The sequence below is a fragment of the Streptomyces qinglanensis genome, from assembly GCF_900111245.1.
GTDB lineage: Bacteria > Actinomycetota > Actinomycetes > Streptomycetales > Streptomycetaceae > Streptomyces > Streptomyces qinglanensis.
Genome location: NZ_FOGO01000008.1, coordinates 224,846 through 244,150 on the forward strand (window position 1 = coordinate 224,846; position 19,305 = coordinate 244,150).

Sequence of the window (19,305 nt, forward strand, 5' to 3'; positions counted from 1 at the left end):
GTTTGTGTGCACGAGTCGGCGCGGCGGGGGTTGCTTCTCTTGGTCTTGGTCATGGTCTTCGGCATCGCACTGCTGGTCGCCGTACTGCTGTCCGGACTGGCCGCACGCTCGGTGCTCTCCACCTCGCTGCTGTTCCTGGCGGGCGGCGCGCTGGTCGGGGACGGAGCGCTCGGGCTCATCCACGTGGCGCCGGAGAGCGACATCGTCCGCGTCACGGCCGATCTGGCGCTCTTCGCCGTGCTGTTCACCGACGGGATGCACGTCCACTTCGCCGACCTGCGCGAGCGCTGGAAGAGCCCGGCCCGGGCGCTGGGCCTGGGCATGCCGCTGGCCTTCCTCGGTATCGCGCTGCTCACCCACTGGCTGGTCGGCTTCGACTGGACCACCTCCTTCCTCGTCGGCGCGGTGCTCTCCCCCACCGACCCGGTCTTCGCCTCCGCCATCGTCGGGCACCGCCGGGTGCCGTCCCGGCTCCGGCAGCTCCTCAACGTGGAAAGCGGCATCAACGACGGGCTGGCGCTGCCGTTCGTGCTGATCTTCCTGGCCGCCGCGGCACCCAGCGGGCACAGCGAGCACGCCTCGGCCGGCAGCATCGCCCTGGAGCTGGTGCTCGGACTGGCCTTCGGCATCGCGGCCCCGCTGCTCGTCAACGGCCTGCTGCGGTTCCGGCTGCTGGGTGCCGAGCCGAAGCTGCAGCCGCTGGGGCCGCTGGCCATCGGCGTGATCCTGTACGCCGTGTGCGCGCTGACCCACGCCAACTCCTACCTGGCCGCCTTCAGCGCGGGCTCGGTGCTCGCGGCGGTCTCCCCCGAGGCCAAGCGGGCGTTCGAACCGCTGGGGGACTCGCTGGCCGAACTGGCCAAGTTCGCCGCGCTGCTGATCTTCGGAGCGCTGCTGACCGGGGAGCTGTTCGGGGACCTGTCCTTCGGCGGGTACGTGGTCGCCGTGCTGGCGATCGTCCTGATCCGGCCGGCCTCGCTGCTGCTGTCGCTGCTCGGTACGTCCTTCGACCGGCGGGAGAAGCTGACCGCGGCCTGGTTCGGCCCCAAGGGCTTCGCCTCGGTGGTCTACGGACTGCTGGTGCTCCAGGCCGGTATCCCGCACGGCGAGGAGGCGTTCACCCTCATCGCGGTCACCATCGCCTTCTCGATCATCGCCCACAGCAGCTCGGACGTGCCCATCGCCCGGCTGTTCGACGTCGAGGAACTCGTGGGCATCCCGGACGACAACCGCGGCCCCCGGTGGCCCTTCGGCACCGGGGCGTGGAAGACCGGGAGGACGACAGGCGCCACTCGTGGGCCGGGCGGGGAGCAGGACCGCCCGGAGCCCGCACAGCCGGGCGCGGAGCCCGGCCGGGACGGCGCGGGATCCCCGCGGGACGGCGCGGGGTCCGGGCAGGACGGCGACCACGCGGAGCGGACCGGCACGCAGCAGTAGCAGGCGGACGGCACCCGGCGGCACGCACCGGACGCCGGGGCGCGGCCTCCGGCCCGTACCAGGGCCCGGGACGGGCGGGAGCCGCCCGGCAGGCGGGGGGGGCGGGGCACGGGAGCCCCGGGAGCCGTCGGAGGCCGCGAAAAACACTGCGTTCCCGGCCTCCTTGGGGAGACGGGAACGCAGTGCTGACGGGCAGGCAGAGCTGGTCTCTGCCAGGGGAAGGTACTCGGGTCAGTCGTTCTGCATCGGGCCGAAGACGAAGATGACCGAGTCGCTGATGATCTTGTCGTCGTCGGAGATGGAGATCTTCTTGATCTCCTTGCTGACCGACTCGTGCACCCAGTTGTACTGGTGCCCCTTCGGCCAGGCGGCGGCCGAACCGGCACCGGCACCGGCCAGGCCCAGGACGGCGAAGCCGACGGCGACGGAACGCGCGAGCGTGCGCATACGCATGTGAACCTCCGAGGGTTGGTTGGACGAGGCACCACAATGGCGGCCGAAGTGTCACTTTTTGGTACAACACGACAACGCGGGACGGAATGAACCCGGACGGCGCACTCCCGCTTCATTCGAACTAATATTCGGGGCGTGAGTGAGTGGCGTGCCCGAGCGGGCCCGTGGGCGCGGGCCCGGATGCCGGACGGACAGGAGCTGGACGTGATCGTCACCGGCCGCTCCCGCACGCCCGACGGCCACTGGTGGTACGAGTGCGAGGCGATTCTGCCGAGCCGCCACCAGCACCCCGACGGGCACGCCGAGCCCAAGAGCGCACCGACCGCGATCAGCGTCGCGGCCGAGGACATCACCCCGATCCCCGGCGAGAGCTACACCGCGGTGCCGACGGCCGGTGCCGTCGCGGGCCGCCAGTGGCTGGCCGTCCGGATGCGCGGTACCGGCGACGCGGAACCCTGGTGGTGCGTACACCGCCGGGACTGCTGGCAGGCCCGCGACGGCTGGCTCACCCGGCGCGTCACCGCTCAGGAGGCGGTGGAGCTGCTGGCCCGCACCGCGGAGGCGCGGGTCTGCGACATCTGCCGCCCGGACCGCGTGCTGGACCGGCCCGGCCGCTGACCGGCACCGGGCCGGGCGCCCGGAGCGGACCCGCGGGCGCGCCCCGCGCGCCCGGCCGCTCCCGGCCGCTCCCGTCCGGGGCTCCGGCCCGCCGACCGCCCTCAGCCGAGGCGTACACCGTGGTCGGCGAGGTAGCGCACGGGGTCGATGTCCGAACCGTAGCCGCGCTGCTCGCGCACCTCGAAGTGCAGATGCGGGCCGGTGGAGTGGCCCGTGTTGCCCGAGCGCCCGAGCCAGGTCCCGGCGCGCACCGCGGCTCCTTCCCGGACGTAGACCTCCGAGAGGTGCGCGAAGAGGAGGTACATGCCGTCCTCCATCCGGACGGTCACCGCCTTCCCGTAGTCACCGGCCCACCCGGCGGCCACGACCGCCCCCGGGCCGACGGACCGCACCGGCGTGCCCACCCGGACCGCCAGGTCGACCCCGGTGTGATAGCCCGCCGCCCAGCCGCCCTTGACCCCGTACGCCTGGGAGATCCGCACCGGGAACTCGGTCACCGGCGAGACCCATCCGCTCTCCGCCGTCGCGGGCGGGTCCGCGGGTGCGGACGGTTCGGCCGGGTCCGGCTCCCCGCGCGGAACCCCTGTGTCTCCGGGCGCTCCGGGGTCTCCGGGGTCGCCCGACGGTCCGGAGGCCCCAGGAGGCCCGGTGTCCCCGGGAGTTCCGGAGGGCGCGTCCGAGGGCCCGGACGGCCGGGCGGCGCCGTCGCCGGTGTCCGCGCCGGACCCGCGGCCGGCGCCGGGCCTGCGCTCAGCTCCGGAGCCGGTGTCCGCGCCGGGGGCGCCCGGGAGGCCGGGGGGTGCGACGAGGCGGGGTGTGCCGCTCCGCATGCCGTCGGCCTGCGGCTCCGCGCCGCCCGGTGCCGGCGGACCGGAGGCCCGAGGCACGTGAGGCGCGGCGGGCGCGGTGGAGGGAGCCGGAGTGCCGGACCGCTGGGGGGCGGGGCTGTGCGACGACGTGCTGGTGAGAGCGAGGAAGGGGGCGGGCAGGGCGAGGAGGGTGACGGCTGCCAGGGTGCAGCCGACCAGGGGACGGCTGCGGCGCCGAGGTGCCGCGGTCGTCCGGGTGTTGCCGGTCCCGGTGCGAGCCATGTCTGCGATGCAACGGCCCCCGCGGGTCCGGCGCACCCGGAGCGCGGCCTATGGGGTGACGTGAGCTTCCGTCAGGAGGAGGCGCGGGTCACCAGTTCGGTGGGCAGCACGCGATGCAGGCTGTCCGGTCCCTCCCCGGCCGGCCCCTCCCCCGCCCGTCGCGCACCGGCGTCCGTGCCGGGGGTGCCCGGTGTCCACTTCCCCAGCAGCTCCAGCAGCACCCGGGCCATCTCTCCGCCCATGGCGCCGATCGGCTGGCGGACGGTGGTCAGCGGCGGATCCGTGTGGCGGGCGACGACCGAGTCGTCGAATCCGACCAGCGCGACGTCGTCCGGCACCGACCGGCCCGCGGCGCGCAGTGCGCGGCGGGCGCCCGCGGCCATCACGTCCGAGGCGCAGAAGACGGCGTCGAGCCCGGGGGCGCGCTCCAGGAGCTGCCGCATCGCCAGCTCCCCGCCCTCGTCGGTGAAGTCGCCGCAGGCCAGCAGGGACTCGTCCAGCGGGCGGTCCGCAGCACGCAGCGCCTCGCGGTAGCCGTCGGTGCGGCAGCGGGCGGCGTACACGTCGCCGGGCCCGGTGACCGTGGCGATCGTGCCGCGCCCCCGTGCCAGCAGATGGGTGACGGCGGAGCGGGCACCGCCGGTGTTGTCGCAGTCGACGTACGGCACCGGCTCCGCGGCCCGTCGCCGGCCGCCCAGCACGGCGGGGATCTCGGACCGGGCCAGCAGGTCGGGCAGGGTGTGGTCGGCGTGCACGGAGACCAGCAGCACCCCGTCGATGTGGTGGGAGGCGGCGTACTGCGCGAAGCGGTCCCGCTCCTTCGGGCCGTGCAGCAGGGTGAGCAGCAGTTGCATGTCCGCGCGGGCGAGTTCGGCGCTGATGCCGCGCACGACGGCCGCGAAGTAGGGCTCGGTGAAGAACCGGGACTCCGGTTCGGGCACCACCAGCGCGACGGTGTCCGCGCTGCCCGCCGCGAGGGCGCGGGCCACCCGGTCGGGTACGTAGCCCAGTTCGGCGACCGCGTCCTCGACCGCGGCGCGGGTGCGGTCGCTGACTCGGGCGGAGCCGTTGACGACCCGGGAGACGGTGCCGCGGCCCACTCCGGCGCGACGGGCGACCTCCTCCAGGGTCGGCCCGGACCGTGCGGTCCTGCGGGCCCGTCCGCTGCGTACTGCTGCCATGGTGCCCTCCCCCTGCCGCGGGCCCCGGCCCCGCGGGACCCGGGCGAGGAGAACATTCAACTACAACCGCCCCCGGCAGCAGGAGGGGTGCGGGCGGAAGGACGGCGGAAGGACGGCGGAAGGACGGGGCGCGACAGCGGTGTGGGGGGGGTGGGTGCCGTCGCGCCCCGTGCCGTGGGGGGTGGCCGTGGGGGGTGGCCGTGGGGGGTGGCCGTGGGGGGTGGCCGTGGGGGGAGTCGGAGTCAGCCGGCGAACGCCTTGCTGAAGTCGTCGGGGCTCTGCTCGATGCTGGAACAGGTCGGGTCGGCCTGGTCCTTGGGGCCGCCGAGGCACGGCTTGTCCCGGGTGCCGGACCACATGGAGAGCCGGCCCATCCCGTGCTCGTCGGCGAACGCGCGGACCTGTGCGGCGTCCTCGGGCGTGAAGACCTCCACATTGACGTCGTTGACGCCGATCATCGGGGTGACGGCCAGTGCCTTCCAGGCGGCTTCGTCGTCCAGCCCGAGGGCGGCGGCGACCTGCTCGTGGGCCGCGGTGGCCGCCTGGGTGGCGTATGTGCCCATGTCGCCGTCGTAGGAGGAGCCGTAGTCCATCGCCATGATGTTGACCGCCGACACCCGCACACCGTTGGCCTCGGCGTTCTCCAGCAGCTTCACGCCGGGTGCGGTGAGCCCCTCGGGCATCACCGGCAGGGTGTAGGAGACGTCCAGGTCCTGGTGGCTCCTCTGGAGCGCGGCGACCGCCTTGGCGCGTCGCTCGTTGGCCCGGGTGTCGGGCAGGGCCGCGCCCTCGATGTCCAGGTCGATCTTCGTGAGATCGAAGGTGTCGACGACCTTGCCGTACGCCGCGGCGAGCTCGTCCGCCGAGTCGCAGGCCGTACCCAGCTCGGTGCCATTGGCGCCGCCGAACGAGACGCGCACGTCGCCGCCCTCGGCCCGCAGGTCGGGGATCTGCCGGGCGACGGGATCGTCCTCGAGTTCCTGACCGCCGCCCCACTTCGGGACGCAGCCGCCGCCGCTGGTGACGAAGGCGAGGTTGTACTCCTGCACGCCGGTCCGTCCGGCGCTCGCCACGAGGTCGTAGGAGGGCTGCAGCGAGGTGTCGACGTACGGCGCGAAGGGCGTGCCGGACGCGTCGGCCGCCGACGCCTCCTCACCCGCCGTCGCGTTGCCCGCGAGCAGGAAGCCGCCGCCCGCCACGAGCGCCACGGCGGCGGCGCCCATGGCCGTCCTGGCTGCCCGGCTCGTGCGGCGGCGGTGGCCTGCTGTGTTCGTCATCGCGTTGCTGCCTCGTTCCGTGGGGGGATCTGCGGGATGGAGCGAGCAGCACGTTACTGACGTCGAATCGGGCAAATGCCGCCTTGCAGACATCTGCCGGAGTCCTTAGGGCGCTCTTAAGGCAGCGGAAAGGGCCCCGTTAAGGGGCGCGCCGCGGTCGCGGGAGGCGGGCGGCACGGACCTCGGCTCCGCCGGTTGCTCCATTCGCCGCACGGTTCCACCACTCCGTGGAGTGACGGTGGGGCGCTGGTCGGAAAGTCACAACGACCTGGCCCGCGTCGCTGTGTCTGGATAGTGCGCAAGTTGTCTGTCTCCTGGAGGAAGAACACCATGCTTCGTCACGTGACCACCGCCGCCTGCGCCGCCGCCCTCGTCCTGGGCGGGGCCTCCGCCGCGGCCGCCGACGCCGGCGCCCAGGGCGGCGCCGCCAACTCGCCGGGCCTGCTCAGCGGCAACGTCGTCCAGGTCCCGGTCCACATCCCCGTCCAGGTGTGTGGCAACTCCGTCAACGTCATCGGCCTGCTGAACCCGGCCCTGGGCAACAAGTGCATCGCTAAGTAAGCGACGGCGGACACACAGCGCCGCCGGGTCCGGACCCCACGGGTCCTGGACCCGGCGGCGTCCGCCGTCTCCGGCCCCCGGGCGACCGGGTCAGACCAGGCCCAGACCGGGGTCACCGGTGTAGGCGCGGGCGACAGCGAGGGAGTCCTCGTAGATGCGGAACGAGGTGATCAGCCCGTCCGCGATCGTGAACCGGACGACGAGCTCGTCCTCCAGCACCTCTTCCGAGGGGTGGAACCGGAAGGTGAAGCGGCCGTTGACGAAGACCGCGCCGGCGGACGCGTGGCTGTGCAGCACGTCGAACGCCAGCGGCTCGACGGCCTCGAACAGCGGGGCGTAGTACCCGTACCGCAGCGTCTCCCGCCCGCGGTGCGTCCCCACCCAGGGCACGATCTGCGCGTCACCCGGAATGGTCCAGACGGCCTCCTGGGCCACCAGCCCCAGCAGCCGGTCCACGTCGCGGTCGGCGAAGGCGGCCAGGTAGGCGTTGACAGCGGGGTCCTCGGTGGGCCCTTCGGCGAGTGCGTCACTGCTCATGGGGTCCAGCTCTCCTTCCGGCGGATGCGGTGCGGCCCCCACCCTCCCGCGCTCCCCGCGCTCCGCCCCGGCGGCGCACAGGAGCGGGGTACTCCACCACCCGCGCACCGCAACAGGGCGCGCGCCGCGCCCCGCCTCGCGCACGCGCGGTTCGGACTCCGCGTACGTGTTCTCGCGCTCGGCACACACCGGGGCCGGCACCCGCGCTCCCCGGCTGCCGCGGGCGTCGGCACCCGCGGGCGGCGACTCCGGCGCACGCCCGGCTCAGCGGCGGGCCGGGCGCCGGAGCCGACGGCGCACCCGGCGGCTCGCGCGAGAGCGCTGCCCGGCGCCACTGCGCAACGCGAGCCACATCCGCACCTCGGTACCGCCGAGCACCGAGCGGCCCAGCCGTACATCGCCACCGGTGGACTCCGCGACGCGGCGCACGATGTCCAGGCCGAGCCCCGTCGAGCCGGGGCTGCCGTCGCCGTGGCCGCGGCGCAGCGCGGCCTCCGGGTCGGGGATGCCGGGACCGGCGTCGGAGACCAGCACGATGACGGCCTCGCTGCCGGGGCCGCCGCTGTGCAGGTCGACGGAGAAGGCGGTCCCCTCGGCGGTGTGCCGGAAGACGTTGCCCAGCAGCGCGTCCACGGCCGCGGCGAGTTCGGCACGGGCCACCGGCACCCGCACCGGGCGCTCGGCCCCCGCGACGCGCGCCTCGCGCCCCTCGTCCTCGGCCAGTGCCGACCAGAAGGCCATCCGTTCGCGGATCACCTCGGCCGCGTCCGAGGCGACCGCGTGCGGCGTGCCCGGCGACTGGGCGCGCTGTTCGCGGGCCGCCCCGATGATCCGGTCGACCTCCGCCTCCAACTGCGCGACGGCGGCCCGCGTCTGGTCGGCGGTGTCGCCCTCGCCGAGCGAAGCGGCGTTGAGCCGCAGCACGGTCAACGGAGTACGCAGCCGGTGAGAGAGATCGGCAGCCAACTCGCGTTCGTTGGCCAGCAGTTGCACGACCTGGTCGGCCATGGAGTTGAACGCCGCCGCAGCCGACCGCAGTTCGGTCGGCCCCTCCTCGGGCACCCGCACGTCCAGCGCACCCTCGCCCAGGTCGTGCGCGGCTCCGGCGAGCCGCTCGGCGGGCCGCACCATCCGGGTGCCGAGCCGGTCGGCGACCGCGACCGAACCGAGCACCAGCGCGATGCCGACCCCGGCGAGCATCATCCAGGAGGTGGCCACGCCCCGGGTGACCTCGGCATCAGGGACGAACACCTCGACGACCGCGACCTCCCCGCCCGCCACGGCGATGGGCCGCAGCAGCGCGTACCCGCCCTCGACCTCGACGGTGGAGGCGCTGCCGAGCCGCCGCGCGGCGGCCAGCCGGTCCTGCGGCGCACGACTGCGCCCCACGCGCAGCGCCTCCCCGCCGCGGACGGCACCGCCGTCCTCGGCGGCACCGTCCGCGGCATCGGACCCGGCCGTCCCGGCCGGTACGTGCACCGCGATCCGGCCCTCGGCTCCCGCCTGGGTGATGGCGACGGCGCGCTGAAGTGCGCGGCGGTCGCGGGTGAGGGCCAGCACCGGACCGACCGCCGACGCCTGCCGCTCGGCGCCCGCGAAGGCGCGGTCGCGGGCGGTCTCCTCGACCACCAGCGCCAGCGGCACCGCGAAGGCCACCACCACCATCACCGTCACGGCGAGGCAGACCTTCACCAACGCCCATCTCACGCGGGTCCGCCGCTCACCCGGGCCCGCCCCCGCCCTGCGGCGGTTCCAGCTTGACGCCGACACCGCGCAGCGTGTGCAGATAGCGCGGCCGGGCCGCCGTCTCCCCCAACTTCCGCCGCAGCCAGGAGAGGTGCACGTCGATCGTCTGGTCGTCCCCGTAGGACTGCTGCCACACCTCGGCCAGCAGCTCCTTGCGCGGGACGACGACTCCGGGCCGGCCCGCCAGGAAGGCGAGCAGGTCGAACTCCCGGCGGGTGAGGGCGAGTACCGTCCCGTCCAACTGGGCCATCCTGCGCAGCGGATCGACCACGAGCCCGCCCACCCGCAGCACGCCGTCCCCGGCGCCCTCCCCGCTGCCGCCGCCGAACTCCCCCGCACGGGTGCGGCGCAGCACGGCCGCCATCCGGGCCGAGAGGTGGGCCACCGAGAACGGCTTGACCAAGTAGTCGTCCGCGCCCGCGTGCAGCAGCCGGACGATCTCTGCCTCGTCGTCCCGTGCGGTGGCGATGATCACGGGCACGTCGGTGATGCCGCGCAGCATCTTCAGGGCCTCCGCGCCGTCCAGGTCCGGCAGTCCGAGATCCAGGACGACCACGTCGAAACCGACCTGCGCCACCTCACGCAGGGCCTCCAGCGCCGTCCCCACGCTGCGGACCGCGTGCGCGGCCTCGGTGAGGTGCCGGATGAGGGCGGAGCGCACGAACTGGTCGTCCTCGACCACGAGCACACTTGCCATGGGCGGAACCGTACGACATTCCGACTGGCTCTACCCTGACGGGGATGCAGCGCCTGAGTCGACGTACCGGATCACGCTGGCTGCCCGTGGGTGCCTGGATCCTGGCCACCGGCGCCGCCACCGCGCTCTCCTGGTTCGGTGTCCACGCGGTGCTGGACAACACCGCCTATGACAGCCCCGGGGCCCTGCCCGTCTCCGACGGGACCACCGACCGCGCCTCACCCCGGGCCTCCTCCACCCACCGGCCCGAACCGCGCCCCTCGTCCGCGTCGCCCACCCCTTCCCGGACCCCCGCGCGGAAGCAGCCGAGCACCCCCGCCGCCTCCGCCTCCCGCCCGGACGACGGCCCGCGCAGCCCGAGCAGGCGCCCCGCCGGCCAGGTCAGAGGCGTGACCGTGCGCGGCGGCAGAGCCGTCTTCGACCTCAGCGGCGGCACCGGGACGCTGGTGTCCGCGACACCGGATCCCGGCTGGCAGATGAGGGTCTGGCACGCACCCGGCTACATCCGGGTGACGTTCACCGACGGCGCCTCGTCCTCCTCGGTCTTCTGCCGCTGGGACAACACGGCACCCCGCGTGGAGACCTTCGCCGGCTGACCGCCCGCGGCAGCGCCGCGTCCCGGAACCGCCCCGGGACCGGGAATACCGGAATTCGGCATTTCGCTTTTCGGGTGCGGCCGAGGGTTCACCTTTCGGGGATCCGCGATTTCGGTGATCCGCGTTTTCCGGCTGTCGGCTGTCGGCTATCCGAATGTGCCCTCCGGCGGTGGCGGGGACGCCGTGGCCGTCGCGTCCGTCACCACCGCGGCGCCGGCCGTGAACGCGTCCAGGGAGCGCCCGGCCGCCACCCGGCCGGGATGCGGATCGCCGGCCGTGCGCCGGGTCAGTTCGGCGACAGGCAGTTCGCCCGCGGCGGCCAGCAGCACGCCGTTGCCGAACCTGCGGCCGCGCAGCACCGCGGGGTCGGCGAGCAGGCAGCGCTCCGGGAAGACGGCGCCCGCCGTGGCGGTCTGGGCCCGCAGATGGCGCAGCGGCGCACCGTCCACGATGTTCGCCGCGTACCACCCGGCGGGGCGCAGTACCCGCCGGACCTCGTGCAGGAATTCCACGCTGGTGAGGTGCGCCGGGGTGCGGGCGCCGCCGAAGACGTCGGCGATGACGAGATCCGCCCACGCCTCGGGCAGCCGTGCCAGTGCCGCGCGCGCGTCGCCGCTCCGCACCCGGATGCGCCGGCCCGGCTCCAGCGGGAGGTGCTCGCGCACCAGCCGGGTCAGCGTCTCGTCCACCTCCACCGCCTGCTGCGTGGAGCGCGGCCGGGTGGCAGCCACGTACCGCGCGAGCGTGAGCGCACCGCCGCCCAGGTGCAGGACCTGGACCGGGCGGCCGGGCGGCGCGAGGAGGTCCACCACGTGCCCGAGTCTCCGCTGGTACTCGAAGCCGAGGTGGGTGGGGTCGGCGAGATCGACGTACGACTGCGGGGCCTCGTCCAGCAGCAGGGACCAGGCGTGCGGCCGGTCGGGATCGGGCACCAGCGCGGCCGCACCGCCGTCCACCTGCGCGCGGACGACGCTCCGGTCCCGCCCCCTGCCCCGCGGTTCGGAGTGCTGTCCGGAGCGCTGTCCGGCACGCCCCTTGCCGCTCACCCTGTCCCGCTCGTCGGCGTGCCGCCGTGCCGTACCCCGTGCCATGCGCCCATTGTCCGACACTCTTCCCAGGTAACCCACACGGGCGGTTTCCGGGCTGCGCTGCGCGCCTGCTCGGGATCGTTCCCCCTCGTCCCGTAGGGTCCGGCGGTTCAACTCCGGGCCGGTGACTACAATACGAAAAGTGCGGAATTCTTGCTTTCGCCTTTGACCGTCCTTGATTCTCTCTTTTGTCGCTCCGAAATCGAGCGACCGGCTCTGTCGGCCGTGCGACTGAGAAAAGAGGAAAGGAATGAAAGTTCGGAATTCCCTGGCAGCACTGGGCATGAGCGCGGTACTCGCGCTCGGAATCGGCGGCGCGGTGGCTCCCGCGGCGGCAGCCGCAGCACCCGGCACCACCGCACCCGGTGCGGCCGCCGCCGGTGCCCCGGCACCCGGGGTGGCGGCGACCGCGGACTATGCGAGCAAGGACCTCAAGACCGGCGCCGCCCGGACCGGCAAGGCAACGCCGGCCGGCCGGTTCGGACAGTCCCTGCCGCCGGCACGGGCCTCCCTGCGCTGCTGGAGTCCCTACCTCTCCGGGCGGGTCTTCGCGATCTCCTGCTCCGGTTCGGCGTACCGGGTCTTCGTCGACTGCTCGAACCGGGTCCGCTACGTCACGCCCGTCCTGTCGGGCAGCAAGCGCGTGACGCTGGTCTGCCCGGCCGGTACCCGGGCACTGCGCGGCGGCGCCTACGGGCGCTGAACCCGCGGGAGCACACTGGGCTGCCGAGCGTTCCGGGGCGGGGCGCTGGGCAGCCCTTTCGGCGCGTCGCCACCCGCGCCCGGCGGCGGCGATCGCGTCGCTACCCGCGCCCGGCGGCGGCGATGGTGCGGGCCGCCTCACCGAGGGCGGCGCGGAGTTCAGCCGGCTCGGTGGCGTGCGCGTAGGCGCCCTCCGGGGGCACCAGCCAGCCGGTGCCGGCCACCGGAGGCTCGCCCGACGTGCCGCGCGCCCCGGGCCCGTACCCCTCGACCCCCGGGACGGCGGTCTGGGTGCAGGCGCTTCCCGGCAGGTCCCAGCAGTCCGCGGTGCCGGGCGGGACGAGGAAGCCGAGAGTGTCCCCGGCCCGGTCGTGCAGCACCGGGCCGACACCGTCACGGAGCCTGAGGATGTCCACGGCCTCGAGGCCGTGCCGGGCCGGCACGGTCACCAGGTCGCAGGGGCCGGGAACGCACCGGGCCGCCCGCGCGTCGCTGCCTACGCCAGTGTCCAACAACTCAGACGCCTCCTCGCGGTCGTTGTGCCACGTTCAACGGCTGTCTTTGTCAACGGCTACGGCGGCGAACCAGCGCATTGGATGGCACTTCATGGCAGAAGCAGGGTGAGATATCCCGTTTGTAGCCAAACACTGGGTGCCTGCCCCGTCACAGCCGGTACGTTTCAGCCATGGCGTCGCCACCCTCAACGTCACCAGCACCGCAGCATCGCCCCAACACCGCTTTCCGGGCGCTGAGGGGGCATCTCTCCCCGGGGGAGTTCGCGGCGGCCGTGCGCCGCTCGGCCCGCGAGATCGGCGAACAGGTCTCCTGCGACGCGCGCTACGTCGGCCGCGTGGAGTCCGGGGAGATCAGATGCCCCAACTACGCCTACGAGCGGGTGTTCCGGCACATGTTCCCGGGCTGTTCGCTGACGGACATGGGCTTCGCACCCCGCGAGGCGGTGCGCGGTCGTGCAGCGCGTACTCGCAGGGCGCAGACCGATGAGCGTGCGCCCCTGCAATCCACCATGCGCCGCAACGATTCCACCCACTCGCCACTCCCCCCTTTCACCATCCGTTCCGACAGCCCTGGTTTCACCGTATTCCCCAACTGTCCCGAGTACGACGAGGAGAGCGACGTGCTACGTCGCGCTTTCATGACCGGCGGTCCCGCCGCCCTAACCGCCACCTCCCTGGGCGGTACCGCGCCCAGCGCCTGGGCCGACCGTCCCGCACCCCCGGCGGTCCCCGCTCACGCACACGTGGGGGACGCCGAGGCCGGTGCCGTCGAGGACGCCGTGCGCCGGATCCGGCTGCTCGACGACCGGCACGGCGGCGCCCGGCTCTACCGCCGGGCCATCGGCTCGCTGCAGGCCGCGTACGGCATGCTGGACGCGGGCAGTCACCGCCAGTCGATCACCGACAGACTGCACGCCGGGGCGGGCGAACTGGCCATCTCCGTGGGCTGGCTGGCCCACGACTCCGGCCGCTACAGCGACGCCCGCTCGCACTACGGTGAGGCGCTGGCCACCGCGCGGGTCGCCCAGGACCCGGCACTGGAGGCGCACGCGTTCTGCAACACCGCCTTCCTCGCCCGGGACGCGGGCCGCCCCCGGGAGGCCGTACGCGCCGCGCAGGCGGGCCGGCAGGCCGCCGAGAGCCTCGGCTCGCACCATCTGCTGTCGCTGCTCGCGCTGCGCGAGGCCGGGGGCTGGTCCGGCCTGGGCGACCGGGCGGGCTGCCGACAGGCGCTGGCCCGGGCCCGCCGCCTGTTCGCCAAGGGCACCTGCGAGAACGACCCCGAATGGATGACCTTCTTCGGAGAGGCGGAGTTGGAGGGGCTGGAGGCGCAGTGCTGGTCGGCACTGGGCATGTGGGACCGCGCCGCGGAGCACGCCGCCCGGGCCGTACAGCTCCAGGACCCGCACTTCACCCGCAACCGCGCGCTGTTCACCGCCGAACTCGCGGGCGATCTGGCCGCGCTGGGCCAAGCGGAGGAGGCGGCGGCCGCCGGGTCGCAGGCACTGGACTTCCTCGGCCCCGTCCAGTCCACCCGGATCAGCGCCATGCTGGAGGCGGCAGCCGAACGGCTCACCGCCTTCCGCGGGGAGCCCGCGGTCGCCGCCTTCCTCGACCGCCGGGCGGCGACGGTCTGACGGCCCGGCACCCGGGCGGTGCGCGCCGCGCCGCCGGTGTCCTGTACCGCCCTGTACCGCCCTGTACCGCCCGGAACCGCACACCGCCGGTACCCGCGCACCGTACGGAACACCGCCCCGCTCCCCCGCCGCACGCCGGGGCCCCGGGCACGGGCCGCTCCCGCGGGGCCCGGGGAACCGGGAGAAGGACGGCAGGCGCAGCGGGCCGGTCAGTCCAGGTGCCCGGTGTCGTTCCAGCGCTCGACGGCGGGGTCCCCGTAGGCCCAGCCGAGGACGGAGAGCGAGGCGGGGTCCAGCTTCAGGCGGGCCGCGAACGACGGGTCGTAGCCCAGCCAGCGGGCCCCCAGCACACGCAGGATGTGGCCGTGCGCGAAGACCAGCACGTCGCGGTCGGCCGAGCGCGCCCAGCGCACCACCTCGTCGGCGCGGGCCGCGACCTCGGCCAGCGTCTCGCCGCCGGTCACGCCGTCCCGCCAGATGAACCAGTCGTCCCCGGCGCGCTCCCGGATCTGCTGCGGGGTGAGGCCCTCGTAGTCGCCGTAGTCCCACTCCATCAGCGCGTCCCACGGCTGTGCCTGCGGGAAGCCCGCCAGTTCGCAGGTCTCGCTCGCGCGGACCAGCGGGCTGGTGCGCACCTCGGCATCGGGCAGCCCGTTCCAGGGTGCCCGGTGCAGCCGCTCGCCCAGCAGCTTCGCCATCCGGCGCCCCTCGTCCAGCAGCGGGACGTCCGTGCGGCCGGTGTGCTGCCCGGACACCGACCATGCGGTCTGACCGTGCCGGACGAGGAGGATGCGCGCTGCCATGGAGACCTCTCGGACGTGCTTCTCGGTGCTCCGGTCTGTCCGGAAACCACCCCTCCATCTTCACTCAGCTCGCGCGGAAACGACCGGGCGGGGGCGCGTTGTCGGCGCAGGATGCGAGACTTCGCCGGGTACCGCACCCTCCCCCGAGGCCACACCGATGACTCGCTCCTCGCCACCGAAGCAGACCCCGCCGCCGGGCGCCGGACCGACGGGCCGGCAGGCCACGCCGCAGCGGCTCGCCGAACTGCGCGGCGGGCCCGACGTGCCGCAGCGCCCTCTGGACGCGCGGGCGCTGTCCGCGCTCGCCGCCAACCCCGGCTGCCGGCGCCGTGCACTGCTGGACGGCGCGGGGGTGGACAAGAGCGCGGTGGCCCAGGCCCTCGGCGCACCCGCGCCGTTCGGGCAGTCGCAGTTCGCGCTGATCCGCGGCAACGCGTTCGAAGCACAGGTGAAGGCGGACGGCGGGCAGGTCCTGCTCGAACTGCTGTGCAGCCACACCGGTGCGGACCGACCGGATCCGGCCGAGATCACCGTGCCGGAGCTGGCCGCCGACGGACCGGCCTCCCGCGCCTTCCGCACCCGCGAGGCGCTCTCCGCGGCGGCGGACGGGTGCTGGACGCTGCTGGACCATCCGCTGCTCTCGCTGCAGGTGGCGGGCTCCACGGCCTATCTGGAGCCGGACGCGCTGGCCGTCCACCCGGACGGCACGGTGTCGATCATCGAGATCAAGTCCTTCCCGATCCTGGACGGAGCGGCCGATCCGGTGAAGGCGGGAGCCGCGGCCCGGCAGGCAGCGGTCTACGCACTCGCGCTGGAGGGCCTGCGCACGGTGCGCGAAGAGGCGCTGCTGGTGTGCCCGAAGGACTTCTCCAACCTGCCCACCGGCGGCCTGCTGCAACTGCGCAAGCAGATCGCCGCCACCCGGCGCCGGCTGAGGCGGCTGACCGGGCTGGAGGAGATCGCCGCCGAACTGCCCGCAGGCGCCCACTTCGCCCCTGCTCAGGAGCCGGGCGCGCTGGCGGCGGCCGTCGAGGCGGTGCCCGCCGCCTACGCACCCGAGTGCCTGTCCACCTGCGAACTGGCGTTCCACTGCCGCGACCGGGCCCGCCGGAACGGCGAAGTGGTCGCACTGGGCCGCTCGGTGCGGGGCGAACTGGGCGGCCTGGGGACGGTGGCCGAGGTGCTCTCGGCGGCCTCCGGCGACCCGGCCGACCCCGCGCCGGATCCGGCGGCGGCGCTGCTGCGCAGGGCGGCGGCGCTGCGGGCCGAGGCGCTGTCGGCCGCGCAGTCGGCAGGCGCGTCCGAGGCGTGCGGCGGCGGTGAGGGGGCTGCCGGCCCCGGCGGTGCGGCAGCCGCGGCCGCCGCACCGCGGACGGAGGCGCGCTGATGTCGCTGCTGAGCGCGCTGGCGCGGATGGAGGCCGCCGCGAGCGACCACGCGCGGCCGGTGGCGACCGTACGCCATCGCCACCTGGCCGAACGCCCCCTCGTACTTGTCCCGTTGACGACCGCCGGGGAGAACGGTGCCCCGCTGGGGGTGATGCTGGGCACCGAGCGGGCGGCGCCCGAGGTGTTCACCGTGGCGCAGCCGCGCGACCGCGATCTGCGGTTCGCCTTCCTGCGACGGCTGGCGGAGGCGGTGCTGCCGCACCTGGAGTCCTGCCAGGACGAGGTGGAGCTGGTCGAGCGCAAGGAGGCCGACCCGGAGACCGGGAAGCGGGTCACCGTCGAGGCGGAGCTGTGCACCGACGCGCCGCAGGTGCTGGTGCCCACCGGTCCCGGTGTGGACTTCGTGCGGCTGCTGGGGCGCTCGATGCGGTTCCGGCGCACCGCGGAGGAGGATCCGGAAGCCGAGCATCCGGCGCCGCCCCGGGTGCCGCTGCTGGGCCGCTGGCTGACGCACTACGGCGAGCGCGCCCGGGTGCCGGGTTCCTCGTTGCTGCTGCCGATGACGGGGCTGCTGTCCCGGCACTGGGCCACCGGGCAGAGCCAGTTGGAGGACCAGCACCTGGGCGCGCTGCTGGCCTGGCTGGCGCCGCCGGACGGGCTCGGCGGGGCCGAAGCGGCGCTCCGGGCCGAGCTGGGCCGGGACGAGCGCGGGCAGCTCCTGGTGCCGCCCGCCGGGCCCGCGACCGACCCGGCGTTCGACAACGAGCTGCTGGCCCCGGCGCTCGCGCGGCACGACCGCGGAGTGCCGGGCGCCGCCCAGGAGGTGCACGACCTGGTCGCGGAGCAGCTCAGCCCCACCTGGGAGGCCATGTGGCAGGGCGTCGACCTGCTGCGCACGCTGCCCGGGGCCGCGCATCTGCCCGACAGATGGCGCCGCGACCGGCAGTCCTACACCCACCACCGGGACCGGCTGCGAGCGGGCGAGCCGCCGCAGCCGCGCCGGGACGACGCGGTGACGGCCGCCCGCAAGCTCGCCATGCGCGAGCAGCGGCAGGCGGAGCTGGACGCGCAGGAGGCGCTGGACGACCCGCTGGTGATGGCCGCGCGTCGGCTGGCGGGCGAGGCGTTCCTGGCGGAGGTGCTGGAGGTCGAGATGGCGTACTCGGACGGCAAGCGGCCCTCGCCCCGCCCGCTGGTCACGGTGCACACCCAGGACGTGCCGCTGCTGTCCGACGGGGACAAGCTGCACCGCCGGCTGCCCGCCGGGGCGCAGCAGCAGGCCGAGCTGGCGGAGCTGGCGGGCCCCGGGGAGTACGTGCTGCGGCTGGTCAGCGGGATGGGCCGGGGCAAGGAGCCGGCGCCGGGCACGGTGCCGGAGAAGGGCGAGCTGATGTGCTGGACGGTGTTCGAGCACGCGCCGCGGGGCGGGCCCGGACTGCCGGAGCCGGAGGAGACGCCCTGGACGCACGGGGGCCCGCCGGGCGACCGGGTCGCGGAGCGGCCCGACCCGGTGACCGCGGAGGACGTGCTGTGACGGCGCTGGTGGAGCAGCCGGGGAGCCCGCGGCGGGCGGGCAGCGCAGGGGCGGCGGCCCCGGACGCGGAGGGCGCGGCCGACCCGGGCCGGGCCGCCGCCGCGGCCACCGAGGCGATCCTGGCCGACACGCTGGGGGGCGCGCACCGGGGTGTGGTGGTGAACTCGCCGCCCGGCGCGGGCAAGTCCACCCTCGTGGTGCGGGCCGCGCGTGAGCTGGCCGCAGCCGGGCATCCGCTGATGGTCGTCGCGCAGACGAATGCGCAGGTGGACGACCTGGTGGACCGGCTGGCGACGGCCGACCCGGAGCTGCCGGTGGGCCGGCTGCACAGCAGTGAGCCCAGGCCCTACGACCCGATGCTGGACCGGCACCCGTCGGTGCGGCCTTCCGCGAAGCCCGCCGACCTGGCGGGGCTGGAGGTGGTGGTCTCCACCGCGGCGAAGTGGGCGTGGGTGGCGCCGGAGCAGCCGTGGCGGTACGCGATCGTCGACGAGGCGTACCAGATGCGCTCGGACGCGCTGCTGGCGGTGGCCGGGCTGTTCGAGCGGGCGCTGTTCGTGGGCGATCCGGGGCAGCTCGATCCGTTCAGCCAGGTCGGGGTCGAGCAGTGGGCGGGCCAGGCGCACGATCCCTCCGCCGGCGCGGTCGGCACGCTGCTGGCGCACAATCCCGGGCTGCCGCAGCACCGGCTGCCGGTCTCCTGGCGGCTGCCCGCTTCGGCGGCCGCGCTGGTGTCGGACGCGTTCTACCCGTACACGCCGTTCCGCAGCGGGACCGGACCCGGCGAGCGGCAGCTCGCCTTCACCGAGCCGGCCGACGGCTCGCCGCTGGACGCGGTGCTGGACGAGGCCGCCGGGGCCGGTTGGGGCCTGTTGGAGCTGCCCGCGGCCCGTACGCCCCGGACGGACCCGGAGGCCGTCGCGGCGGTCGCGCGGCTGGTGCACCGGATGCTGGAGCGGGAGGGCCGCACCCGCGGCGAGAAGCACGGCGACGGCGACCCGAGCTCGCCGCTGTCCGCCGACCGGATCGCGGTGGGCACGGCGCACCGGGACCAGGCGGCGGCGGTCCGGGCGGCGCTGGCCGGGCCGGAAGGGGCCGGGGGCGACGTCGCCGCGCGGGTCACCGTCGACACGGCCAACCGGCTCCAGGGGCGGGAGTTCGACGTCACCGTCGTGCTGCACCCGCTGTCCGGGCGGCCGGACGCGACCGACTTCCATCTGGAGACGGGGCGGCTGTGCGTGCTGGCGTCGCGGCATCGGCACGCGTGCGTGGTGGTGTGCCGGGCGGGCGTCTCCGAGCTGCTGGACGACCATCCGGCGACCGAGCCGGTGCAGCTCGGCGCCGCGGCACCGGCTCCGGACGGCTGGGAGGCCCATCAGGCGGTGCTGGCACACCTGGCCGGGCACCGGGTGCGGGAGGAGTGACGGCGCGGGCCCGGCGTCCG

19 protein-coding genes are annotated in these 19,305 nt (G+C 74.9%); 9 read left to right on the forward strand and 10 right to left on the reverse strand.

Annotated features, from left to right (window positions below):
* The first annotated feature begins 39 nt into the window (after positions 1-39).
* Positions 40-1,437 carry a cation:proton antiporter gene (locus BMX65_RS18730; RefSeq protein WP_239501830.1) on the forward strand — a complete coding sequence of 466 codons (1,398 nt, stop codon included), beginning with the start codon at positions 40-42 and terminating at the stop codon, positions 1,435-1,437.
* A gap of 231 nt (positions 1,438-1,668) precedes the next feature.
* On the opposite strand, the gene BMX65_RS18735 is transcribed toward BMX65_RS18730, so the two are convergent.
* Positions 1,669-1,890, reverse strand: coding sequence for a hypothetical protein (locus BMX65_RS18735; protein WP_075001472.1), 222 nt, complete (start codon positions 1,888-1,890; stop codon positions 1,669-1,671).
* A 135-nt stretch (positions 1,891-2,025) separates the two neighbouring features.
* Between BMX65_RS18735 and BMX65_RS18740 the strand changes: the two genes are divergently transcribed.
* Positions 2,026-2,508: a DUF6233 domain-containing protein gene (locus tag BMX65_RS18740; RefSeq protein ID WP_239501831.1), complete on the forward strand. Its 483-nt coding sequence runs from the start codon at positions 2,026-2,028 to the stop codon at positions 2,506-2,508.
* A gap of 101 nt (positions 2,509-2,609) precedes the next feature.
* On the opposite strand, the gene BMX65_RS33605 is transcribed toward BMX65_RS18740, so the two are convergent.
* The 3 genes from BMX65_RS33605 to BMX65_RS18755 form a co-directional block, all read right to left on the reverse strand.
* The gene (locus tag BMX65_RS33605; protein ID WP_079171981.1) at positions 2,610-3,005 is read right to left on the reverse strand and encodes a M23 family metallopeptidase; all 396 of its coding nucleotides are present in this window, start codon (positions 3,003-3,005) and stop codon (positions 2,610-2,612) included.
* Positions 3,006-3,670: 665 nt separating this feature from the next.
* Positions 3,671-4,780, reverse strand: coding sequence for a LacI family DNA-binding transcriptional regulator (locus tag BMX65_RS18750; RefSeq protein WP_075001474.1), 1,110 nt, complete (start codon positions 4,778-4,780; stop codon positions 3,671-3,673).
* Between the two features lie 242 nt (positions 4,781-5,022).
* Positions 5,023-6,057: a glycoside hydrolase family 18 protein gene (locus BMX65_RS18755; protein ID WP_075001475.1), complete on the reverse strand. Its 1,035-nt coding sequence runs from the start codon at positions 6,055-6,057 to the stop codon at positions 5,023-5,025.
* Between the two features lie 330 nt (positions 6,058-6,387).
* Between BMX65_RS18755 and BMX65_RS18760 the strand changes: the two genes are divergently transcribed.
* On the forward strand, positions 6,388-6,618 hold the full coding sequence (locus tag BMX65_RS18760) for a chaplin (RefSeq protein WP_075001476.1): 231 nt from the start codon (positions 6,388-6,390) through the stop codon (positions 6,616-6,618).
* Between the two features lie 90 nt (positions 6,619-6,708).
* Here BMX65_RS18760 and BMX65_RS18765 read toward each other — a convergent pair whose 3' ends face one another.
* The 3 genes from BMX65_RS18765 to BMX65_RS18775 all read right to left on the reverse strand — a co-directional run bounded on the left by BMX65_RS18765 (position 6,709) and on the right by BMX65_RS18775 (position 9,598).
* Positions 6,709-7,155 (reverse strand): nuclear transport factor 2 family protein, encoded by a 447-nt coding sequence (locus BMX65_RS18765; RefSeq protein ID WP_075001477.1) that lies wholly within the window; start codon positions 7,153-7,155, stop codon positions 6,709-6,711.
* Positions 7,156-7,419: 264 nt separating this feature from the next.
* Positions 7,420-8,862 carry a sensor histidine kinase gene (locus tag BMX65_RS18770; RefSeq protein ID WP_075001478.1) on the reverse strand — a complete coding sequence of 481 codons (1,443 nt, stop codon included), beginning with the start codon at positions 8,860-8,862 and terminating at the stop codon, positions 7,420-7,422.
* A 13-nt stretch (positions 8,863-8,875) separates the two neighbouring features.
* The gene (locus BMX65_RS18775) at positions 8,876-9,598 is read right to left on the reverse strand and encodes a response regulator transcription factor (RefSeq protein ID WP_075001479.1); all 723 of its coding nucleotides are present in this window, start codon (positions 9,596-9,598) and stop codon (positions 8,876-8,878) included.
* 44 nt (positions 9,599-9,642) lie between these two features.
* Here BMX65_RS18775 and BMX65_RS18780 point away from each other — a divergent pair, with 44 nt between their 5' ends.
* Positions 9,643-10,194, forward strand: a complete 552-nt coding sequence (locus BMX65_RS18780) for a hypothetical protein (RefSeq protein ID WP_079171967.1) — start codon at positions 9,643-9,645, stop codon at positions 10,192-10,194.
* A 146-nt stretch (positions 10,195-10,340) separates the two neighbouring features.
* On the opposite strand, the gene BMX65_RS18785 is transcribed toward BMX65_RS18780, so the two are convergent.
* Positions 10,341-11,285 carry a spermidine synthase gene (locus tag BMX65_RS18785; RefSeq protein WP_075001481.1) on the reverse strand — a complete coding sequence of 315 codons (945 nt, stop codon included), beginning with the start codon at positions 11,283-11,285 and terminating at the stop codon, positions 10,341-10,343.
* 247 nt (positions 11,286-11,532) lie between these two features.
* Here BMX65_RS18785 and BMX65_RS18790 point away from each other — a divergent pair, with 247 nt between their 5' ends.
* Positions 11,533-11,985 carry a hypothetical protein gene (locus BMX65_RS18790; protein ID WP_239501832.1) on the forward strand — a complete coding sequence of 151 codons (453 nt, stop codon included), beginning with the start codon at positions 11,533-11,535 and terminating at the stop codon, positions 11,983-11,985.
* Positions 11,986-12,085: 100 nt separating this feature from the next.
* Here the strand turns inward: BMX65_RS18790 and BMX65_RS18795 are convergent, their stop codons facing one another.
* Positions 12,086-12,499, reverse strand: coding sequence for a hypothetical protein (locus BMX65_RS18795; protein WP_398758582.1), 414 nt, complete (start codon positions 12,497-12,499; stop codon positions 12,086-12,088).
* A gap of 170 nt (positions 12,500-12,669) precedes the next feature.
* Here BMX65_RS18795 and BMX65_RS18800 point away from each other — a divergent pair, with 170 nt between their 5' ends.
* Positions 12,670-14,136: an NsdA family TPR-like regulatory protein gene (locus tag BMX65_RS18800; RefSeq protein ID WP_075001484.1), complete on the forward strand. Its 1,467-nt coding sequence runs from the start codon at positions 12,670-12,672 to the stop codon at positions 14,134-14,136.
* A gap of 209 nt (positions 14,137-14,345) precedes the next feature.
* On the opposite strand, the gene BMX65_RS18805 is transcribed toward BMX65_RS18800, so the two are convergent.
* Positions 14,346-14,939 carry a histidine phosphatase family protein gene (locus tag BMX65_RS18805; RefSeq protein ID WP_075001485.1) on the reverse strand — a complete coding sequence of 198 codons (594 nt, stop codon included), beginning with the start codon at positions 14,937-14,939 and terminating at the stop codon, positions 14,346-14,348.
* Between the two features lie 157 nt (positions 14,940-15,096).
* Between BMX65_RS18805 and BMX65_RS18810 the strand changes: the two genes are divergently transcribed.
* Genes BMX65_RS18810 through BMX65_RS18820 form a run of 3 tightly spaced genes read left to right on the forward strand, consistent with a single transcriptional unit; the run spans position 15,097 to position 19,285 of the window.
* On the forward strand, positions 15,097-16,326 hold the full coding sequence (locus BMX65_RS18810) for a hypothetical protein (protein WP_075001486.1): 1,230 nt from the start codon (positions 15,097-15,099) through the stop codon (positions 16,324-16,326).
* Positions 16,326-17,861 (forward strand): hypothetical protein, encoded by a 1,536-nt coding sequence (locus BMX65_RS18815; RefSeq protein ID WP_075001487.1) that lies wholly within the window; start codon positions 16,326-16,328, stop codon positions 17,859-17,861. Before BMX65_RS18810 ends, BMX65_RS18815 begins: the two co-directional genes overlap by 1 nt.
* On the forward strand, positions 17,858-19,285 hold the full coding sequence (locus tag BMX65_RS18820; RefSeq protein WP_107437518.1) for an AAA domain-containing protein: 1,428 nt from the start codon (positions 17,858-17,860) through the stop codon (positions 19,283-19,285). Before BMX65_RS18815 ends, BMX65_RS18820 begins: the two co-directional genes overlap by 4 nt.
* The last annotated feature ends 20 nt before the right edge of the window (positions 19,286-19,305 follow it).

Excerpts from the sequence above, each read along its gene's own strand:
- BMX65_RS18735 (WP_075001472.1), bottom strand. The coding sequence starts at position 1,890 with ATGCGTATGCGCACGCTCGCGCGTTCCGTCGCCGTCGGCTTCGCCGTC.
- BMX65_RS18750 (WP_075001474.1), bottom strand. The coding sequence starts at position 4,780 with ATGGCAGCAGTACGCAGCGGACGGGCCCGCAGGACCGCACGGTCCGGG.
- BMX65_RS18755 (WP_075001475.1), bottom strand. The coding sequence starts at position 6,057 with ATGACGAACACAGCAGGCCACCGCCGCCGCACGAGCCGGGCAGCCAGG.
- BMX65_RS18760 (WP_075001476.1), top strand. The coding sequence starts at position 6,388 with ATGCTTCGTCACGTGACCACCGCCGCCTGCGCCGCCGCCCTCGTCCTG.
- BMX65_RS18765 (WP_075001477.1), bottom strand. The coding sequence starts at position 7,155 with ATGAGCAGTGACGCACTCGCCGAAGGGCCCACCGAGGACCCCGCTGTC.
- BMX65_RS18775 (WP_075001479.1), bottom strand. The coding sequence starts at position 9,598 with ATGGCAAGTGTGCTCGTGGTCGAGGACGACCAGTTCGTGCGCTCCGCC.
- BMX65_RS18780 (WP_079171967.1), top strand. The coding sequence starts at position 9,643 with ATGCAGCGCCTGAGTCGACGTACCGGATCACGCTGGCTGCCCGTGGGT.
- BMX65_RS18785 (WP_075001481.1), bottom strand. The coding sequence starts at position 11,285 with ATGGCACGGGGTACGGCACGGCGGCACGCCGACGAGCGGGACAGGGTG.
- BMX65_RS18790 (WP_239501832.1), top strand. The coding sequence starts at position 11,533 with ATGAAAGTTCGGAATTCCCTGGCAGCACTGGGCATGAGCGCGGTACTC.
- BMX65_RS18800 (WP_075001484.1), top strand. The coding sequence starts at position 12,670 with ATGGCGTCGCCACCCTCAACGTCACCAGCACCGCAGCATCGCCCCAAC.
- BMX65_RS18805 (WP_075001485.1), bottom strand. The coding sequence starts at position 14,939 with ATGGCAGCGCGCATCCTCCTCGTCCGGCACGGTCAGACCGCATGGTCG.
- BMX65_RS18810 (WP_075001486.1), top strand. The coding sequence starts at position 15,097 with ATGACTCGCTCCTCGCCACCGAAGCAGACCCCGCCGCCGGGCGCCGGA.
- BMX65_RS18815 (WP_075001487.1), top strand. The coding sequence starts at position 16,326 with ATGTCGCTGCTGAGCGCGCTGGCGCGGATGGAGGCCGCCGCGAGCGAC.